This window comes from Streptomyces sp. NBC_01723 (assembly GCF_036246005.1).
Classification (GTDB): Bacteria; Actinomycetota; Actinomycetes; order Streptomycetales; family Streptomycetaceae; genus Streptomyces.
In genome coordinates, this window is the sequence record NZ_CP109171.1 from 8,538,574 (window position 1) to 8,563,841 (window position 25,268).

Consider the following 25,268-nt stretch of genomic DNA (forward strand, 5'->3'; position numbering starts at 1 on the left):
GCCCCCTAGCCGTGGAACCTGAGTACGGTGGTGAACCCCTCGGCCCCGTCGGAGAAGCCGGTGCCGACGAGCGTCGTGGCGGGTTCCTTGCGCCCGAAACCGGGGGAGTACCAGCCCAGCGGCGGATCGGTCTCGCCGCGATGCGCGCGCCAGCTCAGCTCCCCGGGCAGGTCGAGCACGGCGGAGCGCTCCGCGCCGTCCCGGGTCCAGCTGAGGGAGGCCCGGCTCCCCGTCAGGTCGGCGGCGATCGCCGGACCGAGGTGGAAGGCCAGCCGCACGGACCGGCGCGGGCCGCGCACCTCGTCGACCACCTTCAGCTCCCGGCTCGGGGCCGTCAGCTCCACGCGGCGGCGGTGCACGGAGCGCTGGTATCCGTCGTGCTCGGCGCACCAGCGGGCCGTCCCCCCGTCCAGGGCCCCGGACGGGTCCGCGACCAGCACCCGGCTGCGGGCGTGCCGGGTCCACAGGAACGGGCCGCCGGAGACGGACTGGTCGGCGTCGTCCAGCTGCAGGGTGTTGTGACCGAGCGTCGACCGGAAGTACCGCCGCCACACGGGTTGCCCGTGGTAGCAGAACGTCCCGGGGTCGGCGAGCACGTCGACGCCGTCCTGCCGGACCTCCACGGACAGCGCGTCCGCGTGCGCGTGCGCGGCGATGGACAGGAAGCCGTGCGGACCCCCGTCGCAGCGGCACCAGATCCCGGCCGGTCCGCGCAGGACGGTGAGCCCCGCGTCGGCGAAGTGGGCCGGGCGCCTCGCCGGGCGGGCCACCGGGGACACGGCTCCGTCCGTCGGGTACGGCCGGATGAGCGCGGCCAGCATCGGCGTGCGAACGTCGGTAACGGCCACCTCCGGCCACCAGGCGCGCCGCCCGAACACCGCGTCCCCGGTGGCCAGCAGCGAGCCCCAGCGGTCGGTGCCCGCGCCGTCCACGACCAGACCGTGGCCGTCGTCGGCGTCCCCTTGCCGCGGCGGCCGCAACCGGTCGTCGACGATCGCCGCGAGCACGTCGGTCATCCGCAGCAGCACCAGCCGGACCGTCGGCGGCACCGGCACGTCGGCGAGGTCCGCCTCCGCCAGTGCCGCCAGGCCGAGTTCCAGCACGAGCCCGTGGTACTCCGTGGCCAGCTCGCGGTTGAGGCCGGACCGGAAGGTGTTGCCCCGCAGGTGCCGCTCGAGGGACCGCAGCGCGTCGGCCCGCAGCCGCGCCGAGGAGGGGAACCACCCGAAGGCGCAGGACGCCGCGAACTGTCCGGCGGCCTCGGCGATCACGTGGTTGTTGGCCGAAGACCCCCGGCTGGGGAAGGCGGCCAGCCAGCGCTGGTGGTGCCAGATCTGGTTCAGCGCCACCGGGTTGTCCTCGAACAACTCCGCCGCGCCCGGCCAGCCGTCGAGCAGCCGGCGGACCCACACCCACGACAGCAGCCGGATCCCCAGCTCGATACCGCTGGTCCAGTGCACCCCGTGCAGCGGCGCGTTCGCCGCCCACCACGACCGCAGATGGTCGCTCACTCGCTCCGCGTACCGCTCGTCGCCGGTGATCGCGTAGGCGGCGGCGAGCACGGTGAGGTACTGGTGCCGGGACAGCTCCCAGATCTGCTTGATGTCACCGACCACCTCCTCGTCCCGGTACGGCACCCCGAAGGCATAGCCCCAAGGAGCCCGGCGCCCGGTCTTCGGGTCGTACCACCAGTCCGGGTCGGCCAGGTCGTCGCGGACCACCCCGAAGTACTCGACGTGCCCGGCCATCAGCCGGTCGGCCTCGGCGACGAGACGTTTCGCGGCGTCCGGCTCCACCGCGGCGACCGTCCCCGCGGGCAGCACCGCGGTGAACCGGGCGCCGGTCACGGTGGGGCAGTTCGGTGGCGCCGACCGCCAGCGCCGCCTGCGCAGGGCGTCGCCCGCCCGGCCGCCTACCTCCCGCGGCCCCATCCGGGACAGCCGCCGCAGGTACCAGCCCGGACTCCCCGCGTTCGCAGTCATCGCGCCGCCGCCAACGTGACCGGCGCGCCGCCGGCCAGACTGGTCCCTACGGCGAGGGTGGCCGTGGTGGTGGCCACCAGCGACTCCAGCGGCACCGGCATCGGCCGGCCGGTCCGCACGGCCCTGATGAACGCGGCCAGTTCGGCGTTCTGGCCCTTGTCCCGCGCCTTCGGCAACCGGGAACTCACCCACCGCTTCCGGCCGCCGTCGTAGACGGAGGCACGGACGAAGTCGTCGAGCCGCAGCGCCCGGCCGTCGGCGACCAGGTCCAGCGTCTCCTTGGGGAAGCCGGACGGGCCGGTGGTGAGGTAGCTGATGGTGGCGGTCGAGCCGCCCGGGTAGCCCAGCACCACCTGGAGGTCCTCGTTTCCGGGCGTCGCCATCGCGTACACCGAGACCGGGTCGGCGTCGAGCAGCCGGCTCGCCGTGTCGATGAAGTGCCCGCCCTCACCGGCGAACCGGGAGCCCTGGGTGCCTTGTTGGAGGTACCAGCTGCCGTGCTCCAGCCGGCCCGCGTTGACCAGGTAGCGCAGGCTCGCCGGCCCGGTCCGCGCGCCGAACCGCTCCCGGGCCTCCTGCAGCAGCGGCGCGAACCGGCGGTTGAAGCCCACCTGCAGCCGGTCGTTGCCCGACTCCTCGACCGCCGCGAGCACGCCGGCCAGCTCGTCCTCGGTCAGCGCCAACGGCTTCTCCACGAACACCGCCTTGCCGGCCAGCAGCGCCCTTCGGGTCAGCTCGGCGTGCGAGCTGTGCCGGGTGACCACGAACACCGCGTCGATGGACGGGTCGTCGAGCACCGCGTCGAGTTCCGTGGTCGCCTCGGCGAAGCCGAACTTGCGCTGCGCGTTGGCCGCGGACAGCGCCGTCGTGGTGACGACCGTGGACAACTCGACGCCCTCGCGCTGTGCCAGGTGCGGCAGCAGCATCGACGTCGCGTAGTTCCCGGCGCCGACGAACGCCAGCCGCACCGACGCCTTGCCGGACCGGGCCGGTGCGGTGGCCCCGCCGGCGCGGCGCACCGCGGGCACGGTCATCTCCGGGGCCACCGTCTCCTCCGTGTGTCCGGGGTACCGGAACAGCACGGCCACGGCCTTGAGACCGCCGTCCTTCAGGCGCTGGTACGTCTCGACGGCGTCGTCGAAGTCGGCCGTGTGGGAGACCAGGGGCTCCACGTCGACGCGACCGCGGGCGACGAGATCGAGGAAGCACGCCAGGTTGCGACGCTCGGTCCAGCGCACATAGCCGATCGGGTAGTCGCGCCCCTCCAGTTCGTACTCCGGGTCGTAGCGGCCGGGACCGTACGAGCGGGAGAACCGGACGTCGAGCTCCTTCTCGTAGTACGCGTTCCAGGGCAGGTCCAGGCTGCACTTGCCGATGTCGACGACCCGGCCGCGGTCCCGGCTCAGCCGGGCGGCCAGCTCGACGGGCTCGTTGCTGCCGCCGCCCGCGGCCAGGTACACCTGGTCCACACCGTGACCGCCGGTGAGTTCGGCGACGGCGTTCTCCACGGCCGGTGAGGAGGGATCGCCGCAGGCCGCCGCGCCCAGGCGCTCGGCGAGATCGCAGCGCACCGGGTCGGGGTCGGCCCCGACCACGCGCACCCCCGAAGCGGCCAGCAACTGCACCACCAGCTGACCGATCAGCCCGAGGCCGATGACCAGCGCCACCTCGCCGAGCTGCGGCTCCCCGCGGCGTACGCCCTGCAACGCGATCGACCCGACGGTGCCGAAGGCGGCGTGCCGCGGCTCGAGGCCGTCCGGCACCCGGGAGTAGAGGTTCTTCGGGACCCAGTTCACCTCGGCGTGCAGCGCGTGCTCGTTGCCCGCGCACGCCACCACGTCACCCACGGACACGTCGTCGATCCCGGCGCCGACCTGCTCGACCACCCCGCACAGCGAGTAGCCGAGCGGCGTGTAGGAGTCCAGCTTGCCCATCACCTTGCGGTAGGTGGCGGGCACTCCGTTGGTGGCCACGCTCTGCACCACCTTGGCGACCTGGTCCGGCCGGGAGCGGGCCTTGCCGACCATCGACATGCCGGCCTCGGACACCTTCATCAGCTCGGTCCCGGTGGAGATCAGCGAGTAGGCGCTCCGCACCAGCACACCGCCCGGCTTGCACCCCGGCACCGGGACGTCGAGCAGCGTCAGCTCGCCGCTCTTGTAGTTCTGCACAACCTGTTTCACCGAAGTCCTCTTGTCTCTACGCCGTCGAGGGAGAGTTCTGGCCGGCCCCGGAGAGCACGCCGCGATACCAGTACTCGAGGGTCAGCACGTGCCACAGATGCTTGGAGTAGTCCCGGTGCCCGGCGGCGTCCTCGGCGACCAGCCGGGCCAGCGCGTCGCGGCGCAGCAACCCGGCTCGTACCAGCTCGCCGTCGTGCACCACCTCACGGACCAGCGGTGCCAGATCCCGGCTCATCCAGGCCCGCAGCGGAGCGCTGAACAGGCCCTTGGGCCGGTACACGATCTCCCGGGGCAGGACGGAGACGGCCGCCTCCTTGAGGACCGCCTTGCCCTGGCGTCCGGCGATCTTGCGGTCACCGGGCACGGCGAAGGCCGCCTTGACCACCTCGACGTCCACGTACGGCACCCGCACCTCGGTCGACGCGGCCATGCTCGACCGGTCCGTGTACGCGAGGTTCAGACCCGGCAGGAACATCCGGGCGTCACCCAGGCACATCCGGTTGACGAAGTCGTCGAGGTCGTTGTCCTGGTACACGTCGGCGTGCTCGGTCAGCACGTCCTCCACCGTCCCGGCCAGGTCGGGATCGACCAGGGCGAGCAGCTCGTCCCGGTCGTACATGGTGTAGCTGCGCCGGAACGCGGTCTCCTCGGGCAGTTCGGCGAAGGAGAGGAACCGCTTCGCGAAGCGCACCGACCGGTACCCGCGACGGGCCGTGGCGACCGGCAGCCGGTCCACGGCCGCGGACACGCCGCGCCGCAGGGGACGCGGGACGCGCTGGTAGCGCAGCGCGAGCAGGTTGGCCAGGTGCTTGCGGTACCCGGCGAACAGCTCGTCGGCGCCCATTCCCGAGAGCATCACCTTGACCCCGGCCTCCCGGGCGGCCTCGCAGATCAGGAACGTGTTGATCGCCGCGGGGTCGCCGATCGGCTCGTCCAGGTGGTACGTCATCCGGGGCAGCAGGTCGAGCACGTCGGGTGCGATCTCGATCTCGTGCAGGTCGACGCCGAACTGCTCGGCCACCCGCCGGGCGTGACGCAGGTCGTCGGGCATCGCCTCGAACCTGGCGTCCTCGGCGCGGAATCCGATCGTGTACGCGGAGATCCCGGGCCGGTCGCGGGCGGCCAGCGCGGTCAGGTAGCTGGAGTCCAGCCCGCCGGAGAGGAACGTCGCCACGGGCACGTCGGAGAGCAGGTGCCGCCGGGTCGACTCCTCGACGACGGCCGCGACGTCCGGCCGTTCGCCGCTCAGCGCCCGCTCCCGGCCCTCGGCTGCAACGTCCTTCAGGTTCCAGTACCGGCCGCGCTCCACCCGGCCGTCGGGCCGGCACCGCAGCCAGCTCCCCGGCGGCAGCTTCTCCGCCCCGCGCAACGCGCAGCGCGAGTCCGGCACCCAGTAGTACAGCAGCGAGGCGACCAGCGCCCCGTGGTCCACCTCCAGCGACCCGCCGGTCACGGCGGCGAGCGCCTTCAGCTCGGAGGCGAACACCAGGCCCTCGCCGCGCCGGAGCAGGAACAGCGGCTTGACGCCGAGCTGGTCGCGGGCGAGGACCAGGTCACCGGTCCGCTCGTCGAAGATCCCGAACGCGAACATGCCGCGCAGCCTGGGCAGGCAGTCGGTGCCCCAGCGCCGCCACGCCTCCAGCAGCACCTCGGTGTCGGACGTACCGCGAAAGCGCACCCCGGCGGCCGCCAGCTCGGTGCGCAGCTCCGGCGCGTTGTACAGCTCGCCGTTGTACGTCAGGACGAGGCCCCCCGAGACCATCGGCTGGGCGCCCGTCTCGGTCAGGTCGATGATGGCCAGCCGGCGGTGCCCGAGGTGCACTTCGCCCTCACCGACGGGGTGGCTGTAGCGGCCCGCCCCGTCCGGGCCGCGGTGGGCGAGGACGTCGGTCAGCCGGTCGGCCACGGCCTTCCCGTCCGGCCATCGGTATGCGCCTGCGATGCCACACATGTCCTATCGCCCCTCCTGGTCGCTGTCCGGGACCCGCGCCGCCCGCATCGGCAGCCGCTCCGTCCGCGGTCGTTCGGTCCCGTTCCGCACGGTTGGCCGCTCGCTGCGGCCGCGCAGCGCGTGGGCCTGCCCGTCCCACAGCGTGCCGTCGGTCCGGTCCCGTGGATCGGGGTCGATCAGCACCACACCGATCACCGTGACGCGCTGGTCGGCGAGCTGCCGTGCCACGGTGTGCAGCCAGGCGGCACTGCCGTGCCCGGCACGGACGACGAGCACGGTACGGCTGCCGAGGTGCGGCAGATCGGTCCACGCCGTGCCCGGCGCCACCGAGCCGACGCAGAGCCGGCGCTCCTGCTCCGGCCCGGCCGCGGCGGTGCCTTCGCTGCCGATCACGGCCGGGTCTCCCGGCTTCGGGCGGCGCCGGGCGAGCGGGAGGCCGGGCAGGGCGTCGACGACGACCACCGGCTCCTGTCCGTCCCGCGCCGTCAGTGCCGCCGCGAGGTCGAGGGCGATCACGCCCGCGCTGCGCGCACACCCCAGTTCCAGCAGGGACACCGGTTCCGCGGAGCCGCGCACGGTGCGGGCCAGGGACGTGGTGAGCCGTGAGCGCGCCGCCCGGATCCGTCGGCGCCGCCAGAGCCTGGGCGACCCGCGGCGGGGCAGCTCCGCGACGACCGAGGCCCCGACATGCGCCGCGATCTCCCGGCGCAGCACGGGGCGGTCCGCCACCAGGGAGCCGACCGCCGCCAGCACGAGCCCGAGGACCAGCCCGAGGACGAGTCCGATCCCGGCGTTGGTGACAGCGGTCTTGGGCAGGGAGTGGCGCACCGCGCGGGGGGCGTCCACGATCTGTGTGCCGGAGACGATCCCGGGTGCGCCGGTACGCGCCTCCGCGGCCCGCTGGTCGAAGTCGGCGACGCGTGAACTGAGTTCGGCCCGGCGGGCGAAGAGCGATTCGAGGCTCGCCGACGCCTTCGGGTCGCTCTCCGGTGACCGGTCCCCGATCGCCTTGTTGACCTCGGCGAGTTCGTCCCGCGTGCGCTCGCGCTGCTCGAGCAGGGCTTTGGACTCGGCGTCCGCGGTCGCGCGCATCCGACGGACGTGGTCCGCGACGAACGCGTCGGCCAGCGCCTCGGCCCGGGCCACGGCTTGAGCGTCGCTGTCGCCGGACACGGTGATCTCGAGCAGGTTGTTGGTGAGGCCGGTACCCCGGTAGTCCGCCATGAAGTCCTCCGGTTTCTCCGGGGACTTGAGGGCCCGCAGGGCCGCCTCGGCGATCCGCGTCGTCCTCAGCAGCTCGACGTCGGTGCGGATCAGCGTTCCGGTGTCGTTCGGCTGGTCCTCCTTGTGGGCGACCAGCACCTTCGTCACCGCGGTCGGTGGCGGCGGCAGCAGGACGGCGAACGCCCCGCCGGCCACCAGCCCGAGCATCGCCAGGGAGCACCAGAGGCGGCGGCGCCTGCGCACCGCCACCACCAGCGGCTGCAGGTCCAGCAGCGGAGCGGCGGCGGGAGAGTCCGCGGTCCTGTCCGTCGTCATGCCGAACCTCCCCTCGCGTCGTCGCCGACCGCGACCGCCGACGCCGTGTGACGCGGAGGGCGCGCGGCCGCCCGGGCCCGGGGGGCCAGGACGGTGGTGGCGACGACGACACCGACGACCTCATGCCCGGCGTCCGCACAGGCTTCGGCGATGCCGGCCAGCTCGCCGGCGGTCCGACTGCCCGCGCCGAGCACGACCAGGGCACCGGACTCGGCGTCGCGATCAGGCACCATCGGCCGCTCCACCGAGATTTCCGCCACCCGCAGCAGCGCATCGCTCCCGGCCTCCGCGACCAGTTGCCGGGCGGCCCGACGGGCGGTCTCGTCGCCGTCCGGTACGACCACCAGCAGCCGCCGAGGGGCCGGCAGCCGGTCCCGGAGGCGAGCGCACACCCGCCGGTAGCGGATCCGCCTGCCCTCCTCGTCGCCGGACGCCCGCGGGGGCGGCGTGTCCCACGGCGTGTCGATGCCCAGCAGGCCGCCGATCCGGGACCCTCGGCCACGGCCTTCCGGTCGGGACGCCGACCGCTCACCGGGTACGTCGACGGTACCCAGCAGCGCCGAGCCGAGCGCCCCGGCGATCTCCTGGCCGGTGCGCGGCCGGCGATTCATCCGTGCGGTGACGAGATGGCCGATGACCGCGAGCAGGAGAAACAGCAGCGCCCCGCCCACGACGAGGTGCACCCGCGTCGGCGGGGCCTCGCCGGTCGGCCGGGCCGCCGGCCCCATGACGACCAGGTTGGCCTTGCCCGTCGCGCCGTCGGCCTGCTCCAGCTTGTTCATGGCGTCCGCCAGGGTGGTACGCAGCTTCGCCAGTTCGGTGCGGGCCTGCACGCTCTCCACGGTCCGTCCGGGGTCGGCCGAGTCGGCCAGATCGGTGATGCGGCGGTTGGTCCGCACCACCTGCTGCCGCAGCGCCTCGGACTCCGTGGCCGCGTCGGAACCGGTGTTGTCGCCCGCGATCCGCGCGGCGAAGGAGACGAACTGCTGGGCCACCTCGTCGGAGAGCCGCTGCGCGCGCCCAGGGCTGTCGGCCGTACCCGAGATCTTGATGATGTTCCCGTCGGTGGCCTTGGCGCCCACCTGCTCCCGCAGGTCGATGCCGTCAACGCCGCTCCAGTGCAGCGCGGCGGCCGCGCGGTCGACCACCTCCGAACTGGTCGCGATCTCCGCCTGGGTCAGCAGCTCGCGCTGCTCCCACTGCCCGGGCAGGAGGACGGATGCCGACGTCGTGTATCTCGGCGGGAACAGCAAGGAGGCGCCGTAGCCGACGAGTGCGCCCAACACGGCGAGGACGGCGAAGAGCCGCCGACGCCTGCGCAGCATCCGCCCGATCGTGACCAGACGTATGGTGTCATCGCTCAACGGTGCGGCTCCCGCCCTGTACTGACGTGCCGGCCGACGGCACCGGAGTGCGGCCGTCGCAGGCGGCGGCGTAGGCGGCGAGCAGCGACCGCTGGGAGTTCCGCCAGGAGAGCTGCCCACCGATCCGCTCCTGACCGAGCTTGCCCATCCGCTCCCGCCGCTCCGGGTCGTCGAGGAGCAGCGCGATGAGCCCGGCGAACTCGGCCTCGTCGTTGGCGGGCGCGTAGACGGCCGCGTCGCCCGCGGAGACCCTCGCCTCCCGGAGGTCGAACGAGACGATCGGCCGGCCCATCACCATGTACTCCAGGACCTTGTTCATGGTCGACACGTCGTTGAGCGGGTTGCGCGGGTCGGGGGAGAGGCAGACGTCCGCGGTGGACAGGTAGCGCACCAGGTCGGCGTCCGGAATGCGCCCGGTGAACTGCACCTGCTCCGCGAGCCCGAGCCGCCGGGACAGCTCCACCATCTCCTCGAAGGTGTCACCGGCACCGACGAAGACCGCGTGCCAGTCGGTCCGCCCGAGGTCGTCGCGCAGCCTCGCGAGGGCCCGCAAGGCGTAGTCGACGCCGTCCTGCGGGCCCATGACGCCGAGGTAGCACAGCAGATGGGGCTTGCCGCGCTTCAACTCCGGCTCGGGCGGCACCGGGTGGAACCGGTCGACGTCGGGAGCGCTGCGGACCACGAAGACGTCCGCCGGGCGCCGGCCGCCACGGCGCACCGCGACGTCCCGGTAGCTCTCGTTCGTGGCGATCACGACGTCCGCGGCCCGGTAGGTGAGCCGCTCCAGCGCGCGCACACCGCGGTAGAGCAGGTCCTCGCCTCGGCCGAACCGGGACAGGTACAGCTCGGGAACCAGGTCGTGCTGGTCGAAGACGAACCGCGCGCCGCGCCGCTTCATCCACAACGCGGGCAGGAACAGCAGGTCGGGCGGGTTGCAGGCGTGGACCACGTGGACCGGGCCGACCTTCCGGGCCAGCCGGACCGTGTGCCACAACGCCGCCCCGTACTCCCGCAGATAGCCGGCCGGTCCTCCGGTGGCCGCACGCAACGGGTAGCGGTGGATCCGCACCCCGTCGATCTCCGCCTCCGGCTCCGTGTCCCGCTTCGTTCCCCGGGGGCAGATGACGTGCACCGTCCAGCCCGCGTCGCGCAGCGTCGTGCACTCCTGCCACACCCGCCGGTCGAACGGGACCGACAGGTTCTCCACCAGGATCAGCGCGCGCCGTTCCGGCCGGGCACCGTTCTTCGCGTCGTTCGACGCCGTGTCACCAAGCAAGGCCCACGTACCCCGGTTCGGCCCGGCGCGCCTCGGCGTCGGGAAGGTGGACGAGATCGACGATCACCGGGCCGCCGGCACCGCGGGGCAGTGCCGACAGCACGGCCGGGTCCCTGGTCCCGACCACGCACACTTCGGCGTGGTCGAGCACCTCCTCGACGGAGTCCGCCAGGAGCTGCGCGAGGTGCGGCAGCCGCGTCTCGATGTACTCGCGGTTCGCGCCGAGCAGCCGGGACAGGCTCACGTTGGCGTCGTAGATCCGCAGGTCGTACCCCTTGCCGAAGAGCCGCTCCGCCAGCTCGACCAGCGGGCTCTCGCGGAGGTCGTCGGTGCCGGGCTTGAAGGACAGCCCGAGCAGCCCCGCCCGGCGTTTGCCGGTGCGCTCGACCAGCTCCACCGCGCGCTGCAGATGGTCGGAGTTGGAGGGCAGCACGTGGGAGAGGATGGGCACCGACACATCGGCCCGCTGCGCCGCGTGGACCAGGCTGCGCAGGTCCTTGGGCAGGCAGGAGCCACCGAAGGCGAAGCCGGGCCGCAGATAGGCGGGGCTGATGTTCAGCTTGCGGTCGGCCAGGAACACGTCCATCACCTGGTGCGAGTCCACGCCCAGCGCCTGGCACACCGCGCCCAGCTCGTTCGCGAAGCCGATCTTGAGGCCGTGGAAGGCGTTGTCGGCGTACTTGATCGCCTCCGCCGTCGGGATCGGCACCCGGAACACCTCGCCGGGCAGGCCGTAGTACAGCTCCATCACCGCCTCGCCGCTGGCGGGATCCAGCTCGCCGATGACGGTCTTCGGCGGGTCGAAGAAGTCCCGCACGCTCGTGCCCTCGCGCAGGAACTCCGGGTTGACCGCGACCCCGATGTCCACGCCGGCCGTGCCGCCGACGGCCTTCTCCAGGATCGGCACCAGCAGGTTGAGGCAGGTGCCGGGGAGCATGGTGCTGCGGAACACGACGGTGTGCCGCCCACCCCTTTCGGCCAGCGCGGCGCCGATCTGCTCGGTGACCCGCTCCAAGTACGTGGTGCACAGACTGCCGTTGGGCTCCGACGGGGTGCCCACGCAGACCAGCGACACCTCGCTGTTCATGACCGCCTCGCGGACGTCGACGGTGGCGCGTAACGCGCCGCTCCGCGTGACCTCGGCGATCAGCTCGCCGATCCGCTCCTCGACCACCGGGGCCTTGCCGTCGTTGACCAGGTCGACCTTCACCTGGTTCACGTCCACCCCGATGACCTCGTGGCCGATGCCGGCCAGGCACGCGGCCGACACACAGCCCACGTAGCCGAGCCCGAAAACGCTGACTCTCATGACGCGTTCCTCCCCCCAGGCAGGCCCACCGGGCCTGCGGTCCGTGCGCCGGCCGGACCACGGCTCCGGCGCATCAGTAGGCCCCCTGGCCGTAGAACACCGCACGCAGCGTCTTCCACAGGATCACTGTGTCCAGGGCGAGCGACCAGTCCTCCACGTACCGCAGGTCCAGCCGGACCGCCTCGTCCCACGACAGGTCGCTGCGTCCGCTGATCTGCCACAGGCCGGTGAGTCCGGGCTTGACCAGCAGCCGCCGCCGGATGTCCGGGCCGTACGCGGCGGACTCCTCCGGTAACGGGGGCCGCGGGCCGACGAGCGACATCGATCCGGTCAACACGTTGAAGAGCTGCGGCAGTTCGTCGAGCGAGTACCGGCGCAGCACCGCCCCGACCCGGGTCACCCGCGGGTCCCGACGGAGCTTGAACAGCAGGCCGGCGCCCTCGTTGCGATCGGCCAGCGCCGCACGCGCCCGGTCCGCCCCGGCGACCATGGTGCGGAACTTGAGAATGGTGAACTCGCGGCCGTTCTTGCCGACCCTGCGCTGGCGGTAGAAGGCCCCGCCCCGGCTGTCGACCAGCACGAGCAGCCCCACGAACACCATCAGCGGCGCGAACAGCACCAGCAGGATCGCCGCGCCCGCCCGGTCGACGATGCCTTTGATTGCGCGGCGGCCCCCCGTGAAGGTCGGCATGCTGACCCGCAGTAACGGGATCCCGAGCACCGCGTCGATGTGCAGCCGCGGTCCGGCCACCTCCATCAGCACGGGCGCCACGACCATCTCGGTGTCGCTGCCTTCGAGGTTCCAGGCCAGTCGCTGCAGCCGGTCCGGCGACCAGTGCGGGTCCGGAGTGACGGCGACGACACGGTACCCGTCGCGGTGGACGTGGCCCGCGACGTCCGAGAGCCTGCCGACGACCGGCACGCCGTCCAGTTGGTCACCACCGTGTTCCTGACCGTCCGTCCCCAGACCGTCCGTCGTGCACACCGCGTCCACCCGCCAGCCGAGATGCGGGAATCGTCGGGTCCGCGTGATCAGGTCGCGCACGGTGGCCGGACTCCCGGCGGCGAGCACCGGTATCAGGCACCGCCCGTCCTTCCGCTGCCGGTGCAGCCACAGTCGCAGCACGTACCGCGCGGTCATGGTGACGAGCGCGATCGCGGGAATGGCGACGAAGATCCAGAGTTTGATGTTGCGCGAGGTGAGGGCGATCCCGCCGAGCGCCAGTACGACGGTCGCCATGAACAGTGAGCGCCCGAGCCGGCGGAATTCCTCGGCACCCTGGCCGAGCACCCCCGGGGCCCACGACCGGCTCACCGCGAGCGCGCCCAGTACCAGCAGTTCGGTGCCGAAGGCGAGAATTCCCCACTTCTCGTGCCAGTTGGCCGCGTCCCGGGCCCCGAAGAAGTTGCCGATCGCCGCCACCACGACAGCGGTCGCCACCGTATCGGTGGTGATCACGGTACGGCGGTACCGCTGCTCCCAGTCGACCGCGGGCCGGCCGGCCGCCCCGTTCGCCAGGCTTTCGCCCGCAGCCGGAAAAGGGCTGACTATTCCCCCTTGCCGCACAGAACCCCCCAGGTCCCCAGTGATTCGACGTGTTCGCCCAACACTGTTTTGCTCTGCCGGGAGGCCCCCGCCTTCCGTGCCGATGCGGCAATGCAGAGCTACTTGAAGCGGAGCTAATTGAATTCGAGGCGTGCCGGTACCCGCCGAAACCTTGGGTGCTCCCCTCACCCAAGCCCTTTCGGGCTCCAGGAATTGATCATCCCCATGTCCGGTACCGAGGGCGCGTGGCCGCAAGGCTGACCTGCCGAAGTACGGACCTATAGATCATTACTGGTCGCCTCGTGTCGAAGCACGGTCAATGTAGACCATCGGGGCTCGGTGTGAAGAGGGGATGTGTGTAATTTGTGTTCAACCTTTGAGGTTGCCTCCATTATTCGGTCACGCTTTACCGTGGCCCCGATGCCGCCCGGAGTCCGGCGACGGCCTTGATCGAATTTGCGATGCTTCTCACCCCCGAGCCCTGACCGTCAGTCACGGAACCGGTGCTGAGCTGCGGGTCTTGTGCCGTGTGATCGTCCGCGCACGTCGCCCGCGGCTTTGCACGCGGTTGCCCGATCGCGCCGTCCCGCCGGCGAAGAGCGCTCTCCGGCGGAGATCGCCCGCCCGCCGGGGAGGGGCGTCGGGGATCAACATCGGCCGGATTGCGGCGGGGTGGAGCCTCGGCCGTCGAGGGAGTGCGTGCGGGGGGAGGTCGCCGCAACTCCAAACCGGCGCGCGGTGTCGTGGACTCGGCCGTCGGTGATTCCGGGCGCCGTTGGCCTGCCCGCGCAACTGGACAGGCTCTCCCCAACCGGGTGAGTCAGGGGGCTTGAGATGGCCAGTGGGTTTCAGCGGGCGAAGGTCCGGGCGATGTTCGAGGTGTTCGACGCCGACGGCAACGGCCTTCTGGAGGAGGCGGACTTCGCGGCGCTCGTGGAGAGGTGGCGCCTGCTGCCGCGCGTCGCCGCCGCTCCTGAGCTGACCGAGCGGGTACGGGGTGGGCTCATGGGGTGGTGGCACCATCTGTCGGCCCTCGCCGCCGAGGAGGGGGAGGGCGCGGGGCAGGTCGACATGGACGTCCTGATGGCGATGGTGGACCGGCTGCCGTCGATGCCCGAGGCCGTCACGGCCACGGCCGACACCATCTTCGACGCCGTGGACGAGAACGGTGACGGACGCATCTCCCGCGCCGAGCACCAACGGCTCATCGACACGTGGCACGGGCGCGGCACGCCGACGGGGGACGTGTTCGACCGTCTCGACCAGGACGGCGACGGCTACCTCGGACGGCCGGAGTTCGCGCTGCTGTGGCTGCAGTTCTGGATCAGCGACGACCCGGCCGAGCCCGGCAACGTGATGTGCGGTCCACTGGCCCCGGCCGCCTGACGCCGCGGGCGCCGACACGGGAGTACCGTGTCGGCGAGCCGGCCGCCGGATGGCGCGCCCCGGCGATCGTGGGCGGCGACCGGCAGCCGCGGCTCCCGCCTATGCCCGCCGCAGCGCGGAGCCGCCCGCGAAGCGTGCTGCGGAGCCCAACTCCTCCTCGATACGGATCAGCTGGTTGTACTTCGCCGTCCGGTCGGAGCGGGAGAGCGACCCGGTCTTGATCTGACCGCACCCGGTCGCCACCGCGAGGTCCGCGATCGTGGTGTCCTCCGTCTCGCCCGAGCGGTGCGACATGACGGCCGTCCAGCCCGCCTGGTGGGCCGTGGTCACCGCGGCCAGAGCCTCCGTCAGGGTCCCGATCTGGTTGACCTTGACCAGGACGGAGTTGCCGACGCCGGTGCGGATCCCCTCGCGCAGCAGCGTCTCGTCGGTGCAGAACACGTCGTCGCCGGTGAGCTGGCAGCGGTCGCCGACGCGGGCGGTCAGCTCGCGCCACCCGTCCAGGTCGTTCTCCGCCATCGGGTCCTCGATGGAGACGACCGGGTAGGCGTCGATGAGCTTGGCCAGGTAGTCGGCGTGCTCCGAGGGGGTACGCCGCACTCCCTCGCCCGCGTAGTCGTACACCCCGTCGCGGAAGAACTCCGACGACGCCGGGTCCATGACCAGGCCGATGTCCGTGCCGGGGCGGTAGCCGGTGCGTTCGATGGCGGTCGTCACGAAGTCGAGCGCCTCCTCGGCCGTACGCAGGGCCGGTGCGAAGCCGCCCTCGTCGCCGACGCCCGTGGAGTGCCCGGCGCTCAGCAGGTCGCGGCGCAGGGTGTGGAAGACCTCGCTGCCCATGCGGACGGCCTCGGCGAAGGTGTCCGCGCCCACCGGGGCGATCATGAACTCCTGGAAGTCCAGCGGATTGTCGGCGTGGGCGCCGCCGTTGACGATGTTCATCATGGGCAGCGGCAGGAGGTGCGCGTCGGCCCCGCCCAGGTAGCGGTAGAGGGGCTGGCGGCGGGCCGCCCCGGCGGCCTTGGCGGCGGCGAGCGAGACCCCGAGGATCGCGTTGGCCCCGAGCCGGGACTTCGTGGCCGTCCCGTCGAGGGCGATCAGCGCGCCGTCGAGGCCCGCCTGGTCCGCCGCGTCCCGGCCGCGCACGGCTGCCGCGATATCGCCGTTGACGTGGGCCACGGCGCGGTCGACGCCCTTGCCGTGCCAGCGTGCGGAGTCTCCGTCACGCAGCTCCACGGCCTCCCGGGCACCCGTCGAGGCCCCGGAGGGGACAGCCGCGCGCCCCAGGGACCCGTCCTCCAGTACGACATCGACCTCGACCGTGGGATTGCCTCGGCTGTCGATGATCCGGCGGGCGGTGACGGTCTCGATGACGGCCGCGATGTCTTCGGCTGCCTGTGCGGACATGGGAGGTCCTTCCCGTTGTCGTGTGCCGTGGCCCCGGCTGCGACGACGCTGGCGCTGAGCCCGACAGCCCAGACACTACAGCAATGCTGAACAGTTTTGCTGCTCAGTTTTGCTGTGCAGTACTGCTGTGCAGTCTCGCTGTGCAGGTCAGGTGCACAGCGACGCTGGTCAGCGGGATAAAGTGCCGTATGCCCACCTCGGAAGCCGCCGCCATCGCCGCCGAACTGCGCACCGCGATGGGAAAGCTGACCAGACGCGTCAAGCACGAGGACCGCATTCCGCTGGGTCAGATCGCCGTCCTCGGCGCACTCGACCGCGCCGGGGCCATGACCACCAGCGAGCTCGCCGCGGACCAACGCGTCCGCCCCCAGTCGATGGCCCGGGCGGTGGGTCTGCTCATGGAGAAGGACCTCGTCACCCGCCGCGCGCACCCCACCGACGGCCGCAAGACGCTGGTGGAGCTGTCGGACGCGGGCCGGGCCGCGCTCGAAGCGGAACGCAACCGCAGGGCCGGCTGGCTCGCACAGGCCATCGACGCCGGCCTCGACGACGAGGAACGGGCACTGCTGGCCCGGAGCACCGCGCTGCTGGAGCGGCTCGCGGACTACTAGGACGGGTATCGAAAGTCGGCCCCGCCCTGGTCAGGCTGGGTTCGCGTGCTCACCGGCCAGGAACGGACGCAGCAGTGTGAGCAGTTCGCGCGGGCGGTGCAGCGGAATGATGTGGCCGCAGTCCTCGATGACGTGTCCGGTGAGATCGTCGGTGAACGGTCGGAGCTGGCGTTCCAGCGAGGCGCCGACGGGCCGGGCGCCCACCGCCATCGTCGGCACCGTCAGGCGGGCGGTGGCGACCGCCCGCTTGATCTGTGCCGCACTCTCGGGCAGCGCCCGGTAGTACGAGAACGCGCGGCTCAACGCCTGGCGGCCGGTGTATGCGCGGACGAAGGCGTCCCGAAGGTCGGGGCGCACCCCGTCGCCGAGCGTGCCGGCGCGCAGAAACCAGTCGACGTAGTCGGCCTCGTGGCCCTGCAGCACGGTCTCGGCGAGGCCGGGCGCGGCGGAATGGAAGCCGAACCACCACGGCGGCCCGTCGGCGAGGAAGTCCTCGGCGCCGGGCAGCGTGCCCAGAAGGGACTCCATGACGACCAGGCGCCGGACGAGCCCGGGGCGACGCAGGGCCAGGAGGAAGGCGGGCGCGCTACCCGCGTCGATGCCCACCGCCGCGGCCGAGGACACGCCGAGCGAGGTGAGAAGCGCCGCGGCGTCCTCGGCCAGGGTGCCCGCGTCGTACCCGGAGGAGGCGCGGCTGCTCGCGCCGAACCCGCGCAGGTCCGGCGCGATGACGCGGTAGCGGCCGGACAGGTCGGCCATGACGTCCGTCCACAGCTCCCAGGTGTGCGGGAAGCCGTGCAGCAGCAGTACGGCCGGGCCCGATCCGGCGAGAGCGACGTTCAGTTCGACACCGTTGACGGGGACGCGCCGCAGTTCGGGCATGGAGAGGCTCCAGGTGGGTGGTGAGGAATGGTGACCTGGTCACGCTATGGAACTATCCTGGTCCGTCCAAGACGGCACTTTCCCTTCAGGTGGTGAGCCCTGAGTGACCACAACGAGGCCCGGCGAACCCGGCAGGCGGCCCGGTGAGCGGGGTGATCTGCTGGATCCGCGCTGCCCGGCCCGCCAGTTGCTCGACCGTATCGGCACCAAGTGGACGTCGATGGCGGTCAAGGTGCTGGCCGAGGTGGCTCCCGACGAGCTCCGTTTCGCCGAACTGCGGCGCCGTATCCCCGGCATCTCGCAGAAGATGCTGTCCGTCACCCTGAAGAGCCTGGTCCGCGACGGCCTGGTGGCGCGGCGCGTGGAACCCACCGTGCCGCCCGCCGTCCACTACCGGCTCACCGAACTCGGCCTGTCCCTCGAAGGACCGCTCTCCGCCCTGCGGGTCTGGGCCGAGACACACATGCCGGAAATCGACCGCAGCAACCAGCTCGCCGACGAGTCGTCCGCCGGCTAGATCGCGGGCATGCCCCAGGACCACACCACCAGGAGGAACCGGTGCCGTACCCGCACCTGCTCACCCCCGAGGAGAAGCTCGCCGACGCGAAAGAGCTGTTGAGTCTCCCTCGCATCGTCGTGATCTGCGGCTCCACCCGCTTCATGACCGAGATGAACGAGGCCGAGCTGCGGGAGACCAAAGCAGGAAGGATCGTCGTCAAACCGGGCTGTGACGTGAAGTCGCCGCACGAACTCTGGTCCGATCCTGGCGAGGCCGGGGCGCTGAAGGTCCGACTCGACGATCTGCACCGGGCGAAGATCCGGCTCGCCGACGAGGCGCTCGTGGTCGGCGACTACATCGGAGACAGCACCCGAGCCGAAATCGCCTACGCCCGGTCGCTGGGCAAGCCCGTGCGCTTCACGCACCCCGAAGTCGCCCCCGACGCCTGACCTTGTCGGGGTGGCTCCGTCCGCCGCCCACGCCGCCGGTCAGCGGGTGCCCGACCTGCCGGGGCACCCGCTCCCTCCGCCACCGTCAGACGGCCCCGCGAACCCGTTCGCCGACCCTCTTCTCGGAACCGAGAGCCCGCAGTATCTCCTCGACGCTCTGCTTGGCGTCGCCGAAGAGCATGCTGCTGTTCTCCCGGAAGAACAGCGGGTTCTGCACGCCCGCGTAGCCGGAGGCCATCGAGCGCTTGAAGACGATGACGCTCTCCGCCTCCCAGACCCGCAGCACGGGCATACCCGCGATCGGGCTCGACGGGTCCTCGGTCGCCGAGGGGTTGACCGTGTCGTTCGCGCCGATGACCAGCACGACCGACGTGTCCGCGAAGTCGTCGTTGATCTCGTCCATCTCCAGGACGATGTCGTACGGCACCTTCGCCTCGGCCAGGAGCACGTTCATGTGCCCGGGCAGTCGCCCCGCGACGGGGTGGACGCCGAACCGGACCTCGACGCCGCGCTCGCGCAGCCGCCGCGTCAGCTCCGCGACCGGATGCTGGGCCTGCGCCACGGCCATGCCGTAGCCGGGAGTGATCACCACCGACCGCGCCCCCGCGAGCAGCCCCGCCGCCTCGTGCGCCCGGATCTCGCGGTGCTCACCCTGCTCCGCGTCACCGCTCGGCGGAGCTTCCATGCCGAAGCCGCCGGCGATGACGGAGAGGAAGGAACGGTTCATCGCCTGGCACATGATGTAGCTCAGATACGCACCGGAGGACCCCACCAGGGCCCCGGTGACGATGAGCAGGTTGTTGTCGAGCAGGAACCCGGCGGCCGCCGCGGCCCACCCGGAGTAGCTGTTGAGCATGGAGACGACGACGGGCATGTCGCCACCGCCGATGGAGGCCACCAGGTGCCAGCCCAGGGCGAGCGCCAGGACCGTGACCGTCACCATCAGAGGCAGGCTCGGACTGACGGTGAACCAGACCGTGAACACGGCGAACAGGGCCAGCGCGCCCAGGTTGAGGGCGTTCTTGCCGGGCAGCGTCAGGGGCCGGGACTTGATCCGGGCGGACAGCTTCAGGTACGCCACGACCGATCCGGTGAAGGTCACCGCGCCGATGAAGACGCCGATGAACACCTCGGCGTGGTGGATGCGGATCAGATCGGCGGGGATCAGGGTCTGCGAATCGTGGGCCTCGACCTCCAGGTAGCTGTTCCAGCCGACCAGGACGGCCGCGAGGCCGACGAAGCTGTGCAGTACCGCGATCAGCTCCGGCATCTGCGTCATCTCCACGCGCCGCGCCTGCCACAGGCCGATCGCGGCGCCGATCACCGTGGCGAGCAGGATCAGCACGACCGGACCGGCGGAGACGCTCTGCGCCGAGACGACGATGGTGGCGGTCAGGGCGAGGGCCATCCCCGCGATGCCGTAGACGACACCGGCGCGTGAGGTGCGGTGCTGGGAGAGGCCGGCCAGGCTGAGCACGAACAGCAGCGCCGCCACCAGGTCGGCCGCGCGGGAGGCGGTCATGGACGTCATCAGGACTCGCCTCTCGAGAACATGGACAGCATGCGGCGGGTGACGGCGAAACCGCCGAAGATGTTCACACTCGTCAGCAGGATCGCCACGATGGACAGCACGGTGACGAGCGTGCTCTCGTGCCCGACCTGCAACAGGGCACCGATCACCACGATCCCCGAAATGGCGTTGGTCACCGACATCAACGGTGTGTGCAGCGCGTGGTGCACCTTGCCGATGACGTAGTAGCCGATGACCACTGCCAGAGCGAACACCGTCAGGTTCTCGGCTAGCTGGGCCGGTGCGAAGGCGATCAGGAGGAACGTGATCGCCATCCCGAGGCCGATCAGCCCGAAACGCCCGGCCGGGGTGAGCCGGGACTTCCTCGCGGGCACGGGCGCTGCCGTCGACGCCGCGGGCTCCGTCGCGGCCGGGGCGGCCGAGACGGCGACCGGCGGGGGAGGCCAGGTGACCGCGCCCGAGCGCACCACGGTCACGGCCCGCTGCACCACGTCGTCGAAGTCGACGACGAACCGCCCGTCCTTGCCGGGGGTGGCCAGGGCGAGCAGGTTGACCAGATTGGTGCCGAACAACTGGGAGGCCTGGGCCGGAAGTCGGGACGCCAGGTCCGTGTAGCCGATGAGGGTCACGCCGTTGTCGGTCACCACGGTCCGGCCCGCGACGGTGCCCTCCACGTTGCCACCCTGCGCGGCGGCCATGTCGACGACGACGCTGCCGGGTCTCATCGCCGCCACGTCCGCGGCGGTCAGCAGGCGCGGCGCCGGCCGCCCGGGGATCAGGGCGGTGGTGATGACGATGTCCACGTCCCTGGCCTGCTCGTGGTACAGCTCGGCCGCGGCCCGGTCGTAGTCGGCGGAGGTCGCCCTGGCGTAGCCGTCGGTACTCGCCTCCTGGGAGGCGTCCACCGCCAGGTACTCGCCGCCCAGGGAGCGCACCTGATCGGCGACTTCGGGGCGCGGGTCGGTGGCCCGTACGACCGCGCCGAGGCTGGACGCGGCCCCGATGGCGGCGAGCCCCGCGACCCCGGCCCCGGCGACGAGGACCTTCGCGGGCGGCACCTTGCCCGCGGCGGTGACCTGCCCGGTGAAGAAGCGTCCGAAGGCGTGGGCCGCCTCGATCACCGCACGGTATCCGGCGATGTTCGCCATGGAGCTGAGGACGTCCATCGACTGGGCCCGCGAGATGCGCGGCACCGCGTCGAGGGCGAGCACCGTGACGTCCCGCGCGGCCAGCGCCTCCAGCAGTTCCGGGTGCTGAGCCGGCGCGATGAGCGCCACCAGCGCCGCACCCTCGCGCAGTTCGGCGATCTCCTCGCCCAACGGCGGGTTGACCTTCAGTACGACGTCGGCGGCCCAGGCCTCGCCGATACCGGCCCCCGCCTCCGCGTAGGCGTCGTCGGCGAACCCGGAGGCCGTACCGGCTCCCGACTCCACGACGACCTCGTAACCGAGGCCGAGGAGCGAGCGGACCGTGGCGGGCGTCGCGGCGACGCGAGTCTCTCCGGGTATGGACTCGGCGACGACGCCGACGCGTTGCGGCGGATGGTGAGTGGAGTGGTGTCCAGTCATGTCCAGTCTCTCGTCGAGGCGTTGTTGCCGGGTTCCGTACCCAGACGGGGGCGACCGGGCACCGAAAACGTGATCCCGGTCCGGCGCGTCGGCGCGGGCCGGCCGAGGGTTGGAGCCGCGGGACCGGCAGAAGGGAGCACGCCGTCATGCGCCATGCCGTTCCCCGACCACCCTCGCGCCGTACGTGAGCGGGCAGGCCCTGCCCGTCGTCACCCACGTGGCGGAAGGGGACCAGGGGCGGCTGGGCGGGCGACTCGCCCTGGTATATCGCCTCCGTCGACGCTCGCAACGGCGTCGTCCGCCTCGTGCCCGGCGGACAGCGTGCACCGCCCGAACACCCACACCGTCTGACACCCGGCGAACTCGCCGCCCCGGCCGTATGGTGCGGAGCGCGTCCCGAGTGACTGGCCTCCGGGCCGGCCCGTAGGCTCGGCACATGGTCGGGAAGCGGGTGCGGGACGAGGGTCGGGGGCCGGGGCGGCCGCGTGAGGAACGGGTCGATCGCGCGGTGCTCGACGCCGTGGTCGCCCTGGTGACGGAGAGCGGCCTGGCGGCGGTCACGATGGACGCGGTGGCCGTGCGGGCGGGAGTGAGCAAGCCGGCGGTCGACCTCGTCGGCCGTCGCCGAGGCCGCCGTGATCGGATTGCCCGACGACGTGCTCGGCGAGGAGGTCGCCGCCGCGGTGACCCTGCGTCCCTGTGCCGCGGCCACGCCGGAGGAACTGCGGGAATTCGTCCGCGGCCAGGTCGCCGCGTACAAGTATCCCCGGATCGTCTGGCTGGTCGACGCCCTGCCGAAGGGGGCCACGGGCAAGATCCTCAAGCGGGAGATCGCGGCCACCCGGCAGGGAGAGCCGGGCTGACCTGCCACCTCCCGCGCAGGCCGTCCCCCTCACGCCGACGAGCAGCGGTCGTCTCCCGCCCACGGGCAGCCGTTCACGGCGGGGGTCGCGCCATTCGCCCTGACACGGACAGGCGGTCGACGGCGGACCGCTGTCGACCGCAGGGGCGTTCTCCCGTCTACTTGTTCTCTTCGCTGCTGTCGTGGGGACCCGCGCCGGGCCGGTCACTGCGGTGGCGGCTGCCCGGCAGCATCTCCTGGACCTTCGCCTTGAGGCCCTGCCGGATCATGCCCTGCCGGTCGCTGTCACCGTGCAGGACCGCCGAGGCGGCGGCCTCGATCTGGTCCAGGGAGGCGTGCGGAGGGATGGGCGGCACGGCGGGGTCGGTGCGGAAGTCGATGACGAACGGCCGGTCGGCGGCGAGCGCGCGGTCCCAGGCCGCCTCCACGTGCTTCGCCTTCTCCACCCGGACCCCGTCCAGGCCCATGTGCCGGGCGATGTCCGCGTAGGGCAGGTCGGGGATGTGCTGCGACGCCTCGAACTGCGGGGCGCCGGACATGGCACGCATCTCCCAGGTGACCTGGTTGAGGTCCCCGTTGTTCAGCACCGCGACGATCAGCCGCGGATCGGACCACTCGCCGTAGTACTTGGCGGCCGTGACCATCTCCATCATGCCGTTCATCTGCATGGCCCCGTCCCCGACCAGGGCGATCGCCGGCCGGTCGGGGTGGGCGAACTTCGCACCGATGGCGTACGGCACGCCGGGGCCCATGGTGGCCAGGGTGCCGGACAGCGAGCCCCGCATCCGGCCGCGCAGACGCAGGTGCCGCGCGTACCAGTTGGCGGCGGAACCGGAGTCGGCGCTGAGGATCGCGTCGTCGGGCAGCCGCCCGTCCAGGGCGTGGACGACGTACTCGGGATTGACGGGCTCCGCGCTGACGGCGGCCCGCCGCTGCATCACCTCCCACCAGCGCGCGACGTTCTTCTCGATCCCCTCGCGCCACGCGCGGTTCTCCTTGCGGTGCAGCCGGGGCAGCAGGCGTTGCAGCGTCTCGCGTGCGTCGCCGACGAGGTTGACCTCGAAGGGGTAGCGCAGGCCGATCATGTGCGGGTCGATGTCGATCTGCACCGCCCTGGCCTGGTCCAGCTCCGGCATGAACTGCGTGTACGGGAAGCTGGAGCCGATCATCAGCAGCGTGTCGCACTCCTGCATCAGCTCGTAGGAGGGACGGGTGCCGAGCAGCCCGATGGAACCGGTGACGTAGGGCAGGTCGTCCGGGAGCGCGTCCTTGCCCAGCAGCGCCTTGGCCACCCCCGCGCCGAGCACGTCGGCCAGCTGCTCGACCTCGGCGCGTGCCCCGCGCGCCCCCTGGCCGATCAGGACCGCGACCCTCTCACCGGCGTTGAGCACGTCGGCGGCCGCCCTCAGGTCCTCGTCGGCCGGGACCGGGGCGTAGCGGCCCAGGCCGAGACTGGAGGGCACCATTTTGAAGTCGTGGGTGGGCGGCTCGTAGTCCAGGTCCTGGACGTCCGCGGGAAGGATGACCGCGGTGACCGTGCGCCTGGCGTACGCGGTGCGGAAGGCGCGGTCGATCAGGTTCGGCAGCTGCTCGGGCACCGTCGCCGTCTCGCAGAAGTCGGAGGCGACGTCCTTGTACAGGGCGGCGAGGTCCACCTCCTGCTGGTAGGAGCCGCCCATGGCACTGCGGTTGGTCTGCCCCACCAGCGCGACCACCGGAACGTGGTCCAGTTTGGCGTCGTAGAGGCCGTTGAGGAGATGGATCGCGCCCGGCCCCGAGGTGGCCGCGCACACCCCGACCCGGCCGGAGAACTTGGCGTAGCCCACGGCCTGGAACGCCGCCATCTCCTCGTGCCGGGCCTGCACGAACCTCGGCCTGTTCTCCGCGCGCCCCCAGGCGGCCAGCAGGCCGTTGATGCCGTCGCCCGCGTAGGCGAAGACATGCTCGACATCCCAGTCGCGCAGCCGCTGGAGGACGTAGTCGGACACCTTCGTACTGGCCATGCGAACCCGCTCCCTCACTCATCCCGGAGACCGGCTGGGTAACCGGGCCGATGAGCGGGAAACACCGCCCGCCCGACCACGTCCGGGCGGTGCGTCAGGTCCCTTCGCCCGAGTCGGGTTCGGCCATCCTGCGGTGGGCCTCGGCCTTGAGCCGGTCGGGCAGCACCTTGTTCGCCAGTCCCTGTGCCTTGGTCCTGGCGGATCCCGTGGTGAGCTTGTCCTTGCCGGCGAAGAGCGCGTCCAGCCCCTGCCGCGCCACCTGCGCCGGGTCGTCCTTGTCCTGCCGGCCGACCGGGGTGTCGTCCATGCCGGCGCGGTGGAAGAAGTCGGTCTCGGTGGGGCCGGGCATCAGCGACGTCAGTGTGACGCCGGTGCCCTCGAACTCGTTCCGCAGGGCCTGGGTGAAGGACTGGAGGAACGACTTCGACGCGTTGTACACCGCCTGGTAGGAGCCCGGCATCGTCGACGCGATGGAGGAGGTGACGAGCACCCGTCCGCCGTCGCGGGCGGCCATGTCACGGAGGACGAGTTTCGCCAGGTGGACCGTGGACCGGACGTTGAGGTCCACGATCTCAAGATCGTCCGCGAGGTCGGTGTCGACGAAGGCGCCGCCCCGCCCGACACCCGCGTTGAGCACGGCGACGTCGAGCGGGCGGCCGGTCGCGGTGACCGCGGCGTAGAGCGCCTCGGTCCGTTCGGGGAACCGCAGATCGGCGGGGACGGTGTGGACGACGGTCCCCGCCTCCCGGATGCGCCCCGCCGCCCGCTCGAGTCGGGCCTCGTCCTCGGCGTTGACGATCAGGTCGTGTCCCCGCTCGGCGAGCTGCCTCGCCAGTTCGAGGCCGATACCGCTGGAGGCGCCCGTGACCAGGGCGAAAGGCTTGACGTCGTTCATGGCCGCTTCCCAGGGGTGTGAGGTT

18 protein-coding genes and 1 pseudogene are annotated in these 25,268 nt (G+C 71.9%); 5 read left to right on the forward strand and 14 right to left on the reverse strand.

Features of this window, described 5'->3' with window-relative positions; genetic code table 11:
* Nucleotides 1-5 precede the first annotated feature (5 nt).
* From OIE75_RS39680 to OIE75_RS39715, 8 genes are all read right to left on the reverse strand, one after another.
* A complete protein-coding gene (locus OIE75_RS39680) occupies nucleotides 6-1,982 on the reverse strand; it encodes a heparinase II/III family protein (protein ID WP_329473833.1) in 1,977 nt (658 codons plus the stop codon).
* Nucleotides 1,979-4,165, reverse strand: coding sequence for a bi-domain-containing oxidoreductase (locus OIE75_RS39685; RefSeq protein ID WP_329473834.1), 2,187 nt, complete (start codon nucleotides 4,163-4,165; stop codon nucleotides 1,979-1,981). The genes OIE75_RS39680 and OIE75_RS39685 overlap by 4 nt, the downstream gene beginning before the upstream one ends.
* Nucleotides 4,166-4,181: 16 nt before the next feature.
* Nucleotides 4,182-6,116, reverse strand: a complete 1,935-nt coding sequence (gene asnB / locus OIE75_RS39690; protein WP_329473835.1) for an asparagine synthase (glutamine-hydrolyzing) — start codon at nucleotides 6,114-6,116, stop codon at nucleotides 4,182-4,184.
* Between the two features lie 3 nt (nucleotides 6,117-6,119).
* Entirely contained in the window at nucleotides 6,120-7,655 is a 1,536-nt protein-coding gene (locus OIE75_RS39695) for a Wzz/FepE/Etk N-terminal domain-containing protein (protein WP_329473836.1), read from the reverse strand.
* Nucleotides 7,652-9,019 carry a Wzz/FepE/Etk N-terminal domain-containing protein gene (locus OIE75_RS39700; protein ID WP_329473837.1) on the reverse strand — a complete coding sequence of 456 codons (1,368 nt, stop codon included), beginning with the start codon at nucleotides 9,017-9,019 and terminating at the stop codon, nucleotides 7,652-7,654. The genes OIE75_RS39695 and OIE75_RS39700 overlap by 4 nt, the downstream gene beginning before the upstream one ends.
* Nucleotides 9,009-10,295 carry a glycosyltransferase family 4 protein gene (locus OIE75_RS39705; protein WP_329473838.1) on the reverse strand — a complete coding sequence of 429 codons (1,287 nt, stop codon included), beginning with the start codon at nucleotides 10,293-10,295 and terminating at the stop codon, nucleotides 9,009-9,011. The genes OIE75_RS39700 and OIE75_RS39705 overlap by 11 nt, the downstream gene beginning before the upstream one ends.
* Nucleotides 10,285-11,604 (reverse strand): nucleotide sugar dehydrogenase, encoded by a 1,320-nt coding sequence (locus OIE75_RS39710; RefSeq protein WP_329473839.1) that lies wholly within the window; start codon nucleotides 11,602-11,604, stop codon nucleotides 10,285-10,287. Before OIE75_RS39710 ends, OIE75_RS39705 begins: the two co-directional genes overlap by 11 nt.
* Before the next feature lie 73 nt (nucleotides 11,605-11,677).
* Complete coding sequence (locus OIE75_RS39715; protein WP_329473840.1) at nucleotides 11,678-13,171, reverse strand: sugar transferase; 1,494 nt, start codon at nucleotides 13,169-13,171, stop codon at nucleotides 11,678-11,680.
* Nucleotides 13,172-13,984: 813 nt separating this feature from the next.
* Here OIE75_RS39715 and OIE75_RS39720 point away from each other — a divergent pair.
* On the forward strand, nucleotides 13,985-14,536 hold the full coding sequence (locus tag OIE75_RS39720; protein ID WP_329473841.1) for an EF-hand domain-containing protein: 552 nt from the start codon (nucleotides 13,985-13,987) through the stop codon (nucleotides 14,534-14,536).
* A 99-nt stretch (nucleotides 14,537-14,635) separates the two neighbouring features.
* Here OIE75_RS39720 and eno read toward each other — a convergent pair whose 3' ends face one another.
* On the reverse strand, nucleotides 14,636-15,943 hold the full coding sequence (gene eno, locus OIE75_RS39725) for a phosphopyruvate hydratase (protein WP_329473842.1): 1,308 nt from the start codon (nucleotides 15,941-15,943) through the stop codon (nucleotides 14,636-14,638).
* Nucleotides 15,944-16,131: 188 nt separating this feature from the next.
* Between eno and OIE75_RS39730 the strand changes: the two genes are divergently transcribed.
* Nucleotides 16,132-16,554, forward strand: coding sequence for a MarR family winged helix-turn-helix transcriptional regulator (locus OIE75_RS39730; RefSeq protein WP_329473843.1), 423 nt, complete (start codon nucleotides 16,132-16,134; stop codon nucleotides 16,552-16,554).
* A gap of 30 nt (nucleotides 16,555-16,584) precedes the next feature.
* On the opposite strand, the gene OIE75_RS39735 is transcribed toward OIE75_RS39730, so the two are convergent.
* Nucleotides 16,585-17,436, reverse strand: a complete 852-nt coding sequence (locus tag OIE75_RS39735; RefSeq protein ID WP_329473844.1) for an alpha/beta fold hydrolase — start codon at nucleotides 17,434-17,436, stop codon at nucleotides 16,585-16,587.
* Nucleotides 17,437-17,539: 103 nt separating this feature from the next.
* Between OIE75_RS39735 and OIE75_RS39740 the strand changes: the two genes are divergently transcribed.
* Both OIE75_RS39740 and OIE75_RS39745 read left to right on the forward strand, forming a co-directional pair.
* Entirely contained in the window at nucleotides 17,540-17,953 is a 414-nt protein-coding gene (locus tag OIE75_RS39740; RefSeq protein WP_329473845.1) for a winged helix-turn-helix transcriptional regulator, read from the forward strand.
* A 41-nt stretch (nucleotides 17,954-17,994) separates the two neighbouring features.
* Complete coding sequence (locus tag OIE75_RS39745; protein ID WP_329473846.1) at nucleotides 17,995-18,384, forward strand: hypothetical protein; 390 nt, start codon at nucleotides 17,995-17,997, stop codon at nucleotides 18,382-18,384.
* 85 nt (nucleotides 18,385-18,469) lie between these two features.
* On the opposite strand, the gene pntB is transcribed toward OIE75_RS39745, so the two are convergent.
* Both pntB and OIE75_RS39755 read right to left on the reverse strand, forming a co-directional pair.
* Nucleotides 18,470-19,915 (reverse strand): Re/Si-specific NAD(P)(+) transhydrogenase subunit beta, encoded by a 1,446-nt coding sequence (pntB, locus tag OIE75_RS39750; protein ID WP_329473847.1) that lies wholly within the window; start codon nucleotides 19,913-19,915, stop codon nucleotides 18,470-18,472.
* Complete coding sequence (locus OIE75_RS39755) at nucleotides 19,915-21,483, reverse strand: Re/Si-specific NAD(P)(+) transhydrogenase subunit alpha (protein ID WP_329473848.1); 1,569 nt, start codon at nucleotides 21,481-21,483, stop codon at nucleotides 19,915-19,917. Before OIE75_RS39755 ends, pntB begins: the two co-directional genes overlap by 1 nt.
* 617 nt (nucleotides 21,484-22,100) lie before the next feature.
* Between OIE75_RS39755 and OIE75_RS39760 the strand changes: the two are divergent.
* Nucleotides 22,101-22,346, forward strand: a pseudogene (locus OIE75_RS39760) (AMP-binding enzyme); the annotation flags it as partial.
* Between the two features lie 157 nt (nucleotides 22,347-22,503).
* Here the strand turns inward: OIE75_RS39760 and OIE75_RS39765 are convergent.
* Together OIE75_RS39765 and OIE75_RS39770 are read right to left on the reverse strand one after the other, a co-directional pair.
* Nucleotides 22,504-24,348: a thiamine pyrophosphate-requiring protein gene (locus OIE75_RS39765; RefSeq protein WP_329473849.1), complete on the reverse strand. Its 1,845-nt coding sequence runs from the start codon at nucleotides 24,346-24,348 to the stop codon at nucleotides 22,504-22,506.
* 94 nt (nucleotides 24,349-24,442) lie between these two features.
* Nucleotides 24,443-25,243 carry an SDR family NAD(P)-dependent oxidoreductase gene (locus tag OIE75_RS39770; protein WP_329473850.1) on the reverse strand — a complete coding sequence of 267 codons (801 nt, stop codon included), beginning with the start codon at nucleotides 25,241-25,243 and terminating at the stop codon, nucleotides 24,443-24,445.
* Between the last annotated feature and the right edge of the window lie 25 nt (nucleotides 25,244-25,268).

Bases quoted from the DNA above. Each gene is read 5' to 3' on its own strand.
- OIE75_RS39680 (WP_329473833.1), bottom strand. From the start codon at position 1,982: ATGACTGCGAACGCGGGGAGTCCGGGCTGGTACCTGCGGCGGCTGTCC.
- asnB (WP_329473835.1), bottom strand. From the start codon at position 6,116: ATGTGTGGCATCGCAGGCGCATACCGATGGCCGGACGGGAAGGCCGTG.
- OIE75_RS39695 (WP_329473836.1), bottom strand. From the start codon at position 7,655: ATGACGACGGACAGGACCGCGGACTCTCCCGCCGCCGCTCCGCTGCTG.
- OIE75_RS39710 (WP_329473839.1), bottom strand. From the start codon at position 11,604: ATGAGAGTCAGCGTTTTCGGGCTCGGCTACGTGGGCTGTGTGTCGGCC.
- OIE75_RS39720 (WP_329473841.1), top strand. From the start codon at position 13,985: ATGGCCAGTGGGTTTCAGCGGGCGAAGGTCCGGGCGATGTTCGAGGTG.
- eno (WP_329473842.1), bottom strand. From the start codon at position 15,943: ATGTCCGCACAGGCAGCCGAAGACATCGCGGCCGTCATCGAGACCGTC.
- OIE75_RS39730 (WP_329473843.1), top strand. From the start codon at position 16,132: ATGCCCACCTCGGAAGCCGCCGCCATCGCCGCCGAACTGCGCACCGCG.
- OIE75_RS39735 (WP_329473844.1), bottom strand. From the start codon at position 17,436: ATGCCCGAACTGCGGCGCGTCCCCGTCAACGGTGTCGAACTGAACGTC.
- pntB (WP_329473847.1), bottom strand. From the start codon at position 19,915: ATGACGTCCATGACCGCCTCCCGCGCGGCCGACCTGGTGGCGGCGCTG.
- OIE75_RS39755 (WP_329473848.1), bottom strand. From the start codon at position 21,483: ATGACTGGACACCACTCCACTCACCATCCGCCGCAACGCGTCGGCGTC.
- OIE75_RS39765 (WP_329473849.1), bottom strand. From the start codon at position 24,348: ATGGCCAGTACGAAGGTGTCCGACTACGTCCTCCAGCGGCTGCGCGAC.
- OIE75_RS39770 (WP_329473850.1), bottom strand. From the start codon at position 25,243: ATGAACGACGTCAAGCCTTTCGCCCTGGTCACGGGCGCCTCCAGCGGT.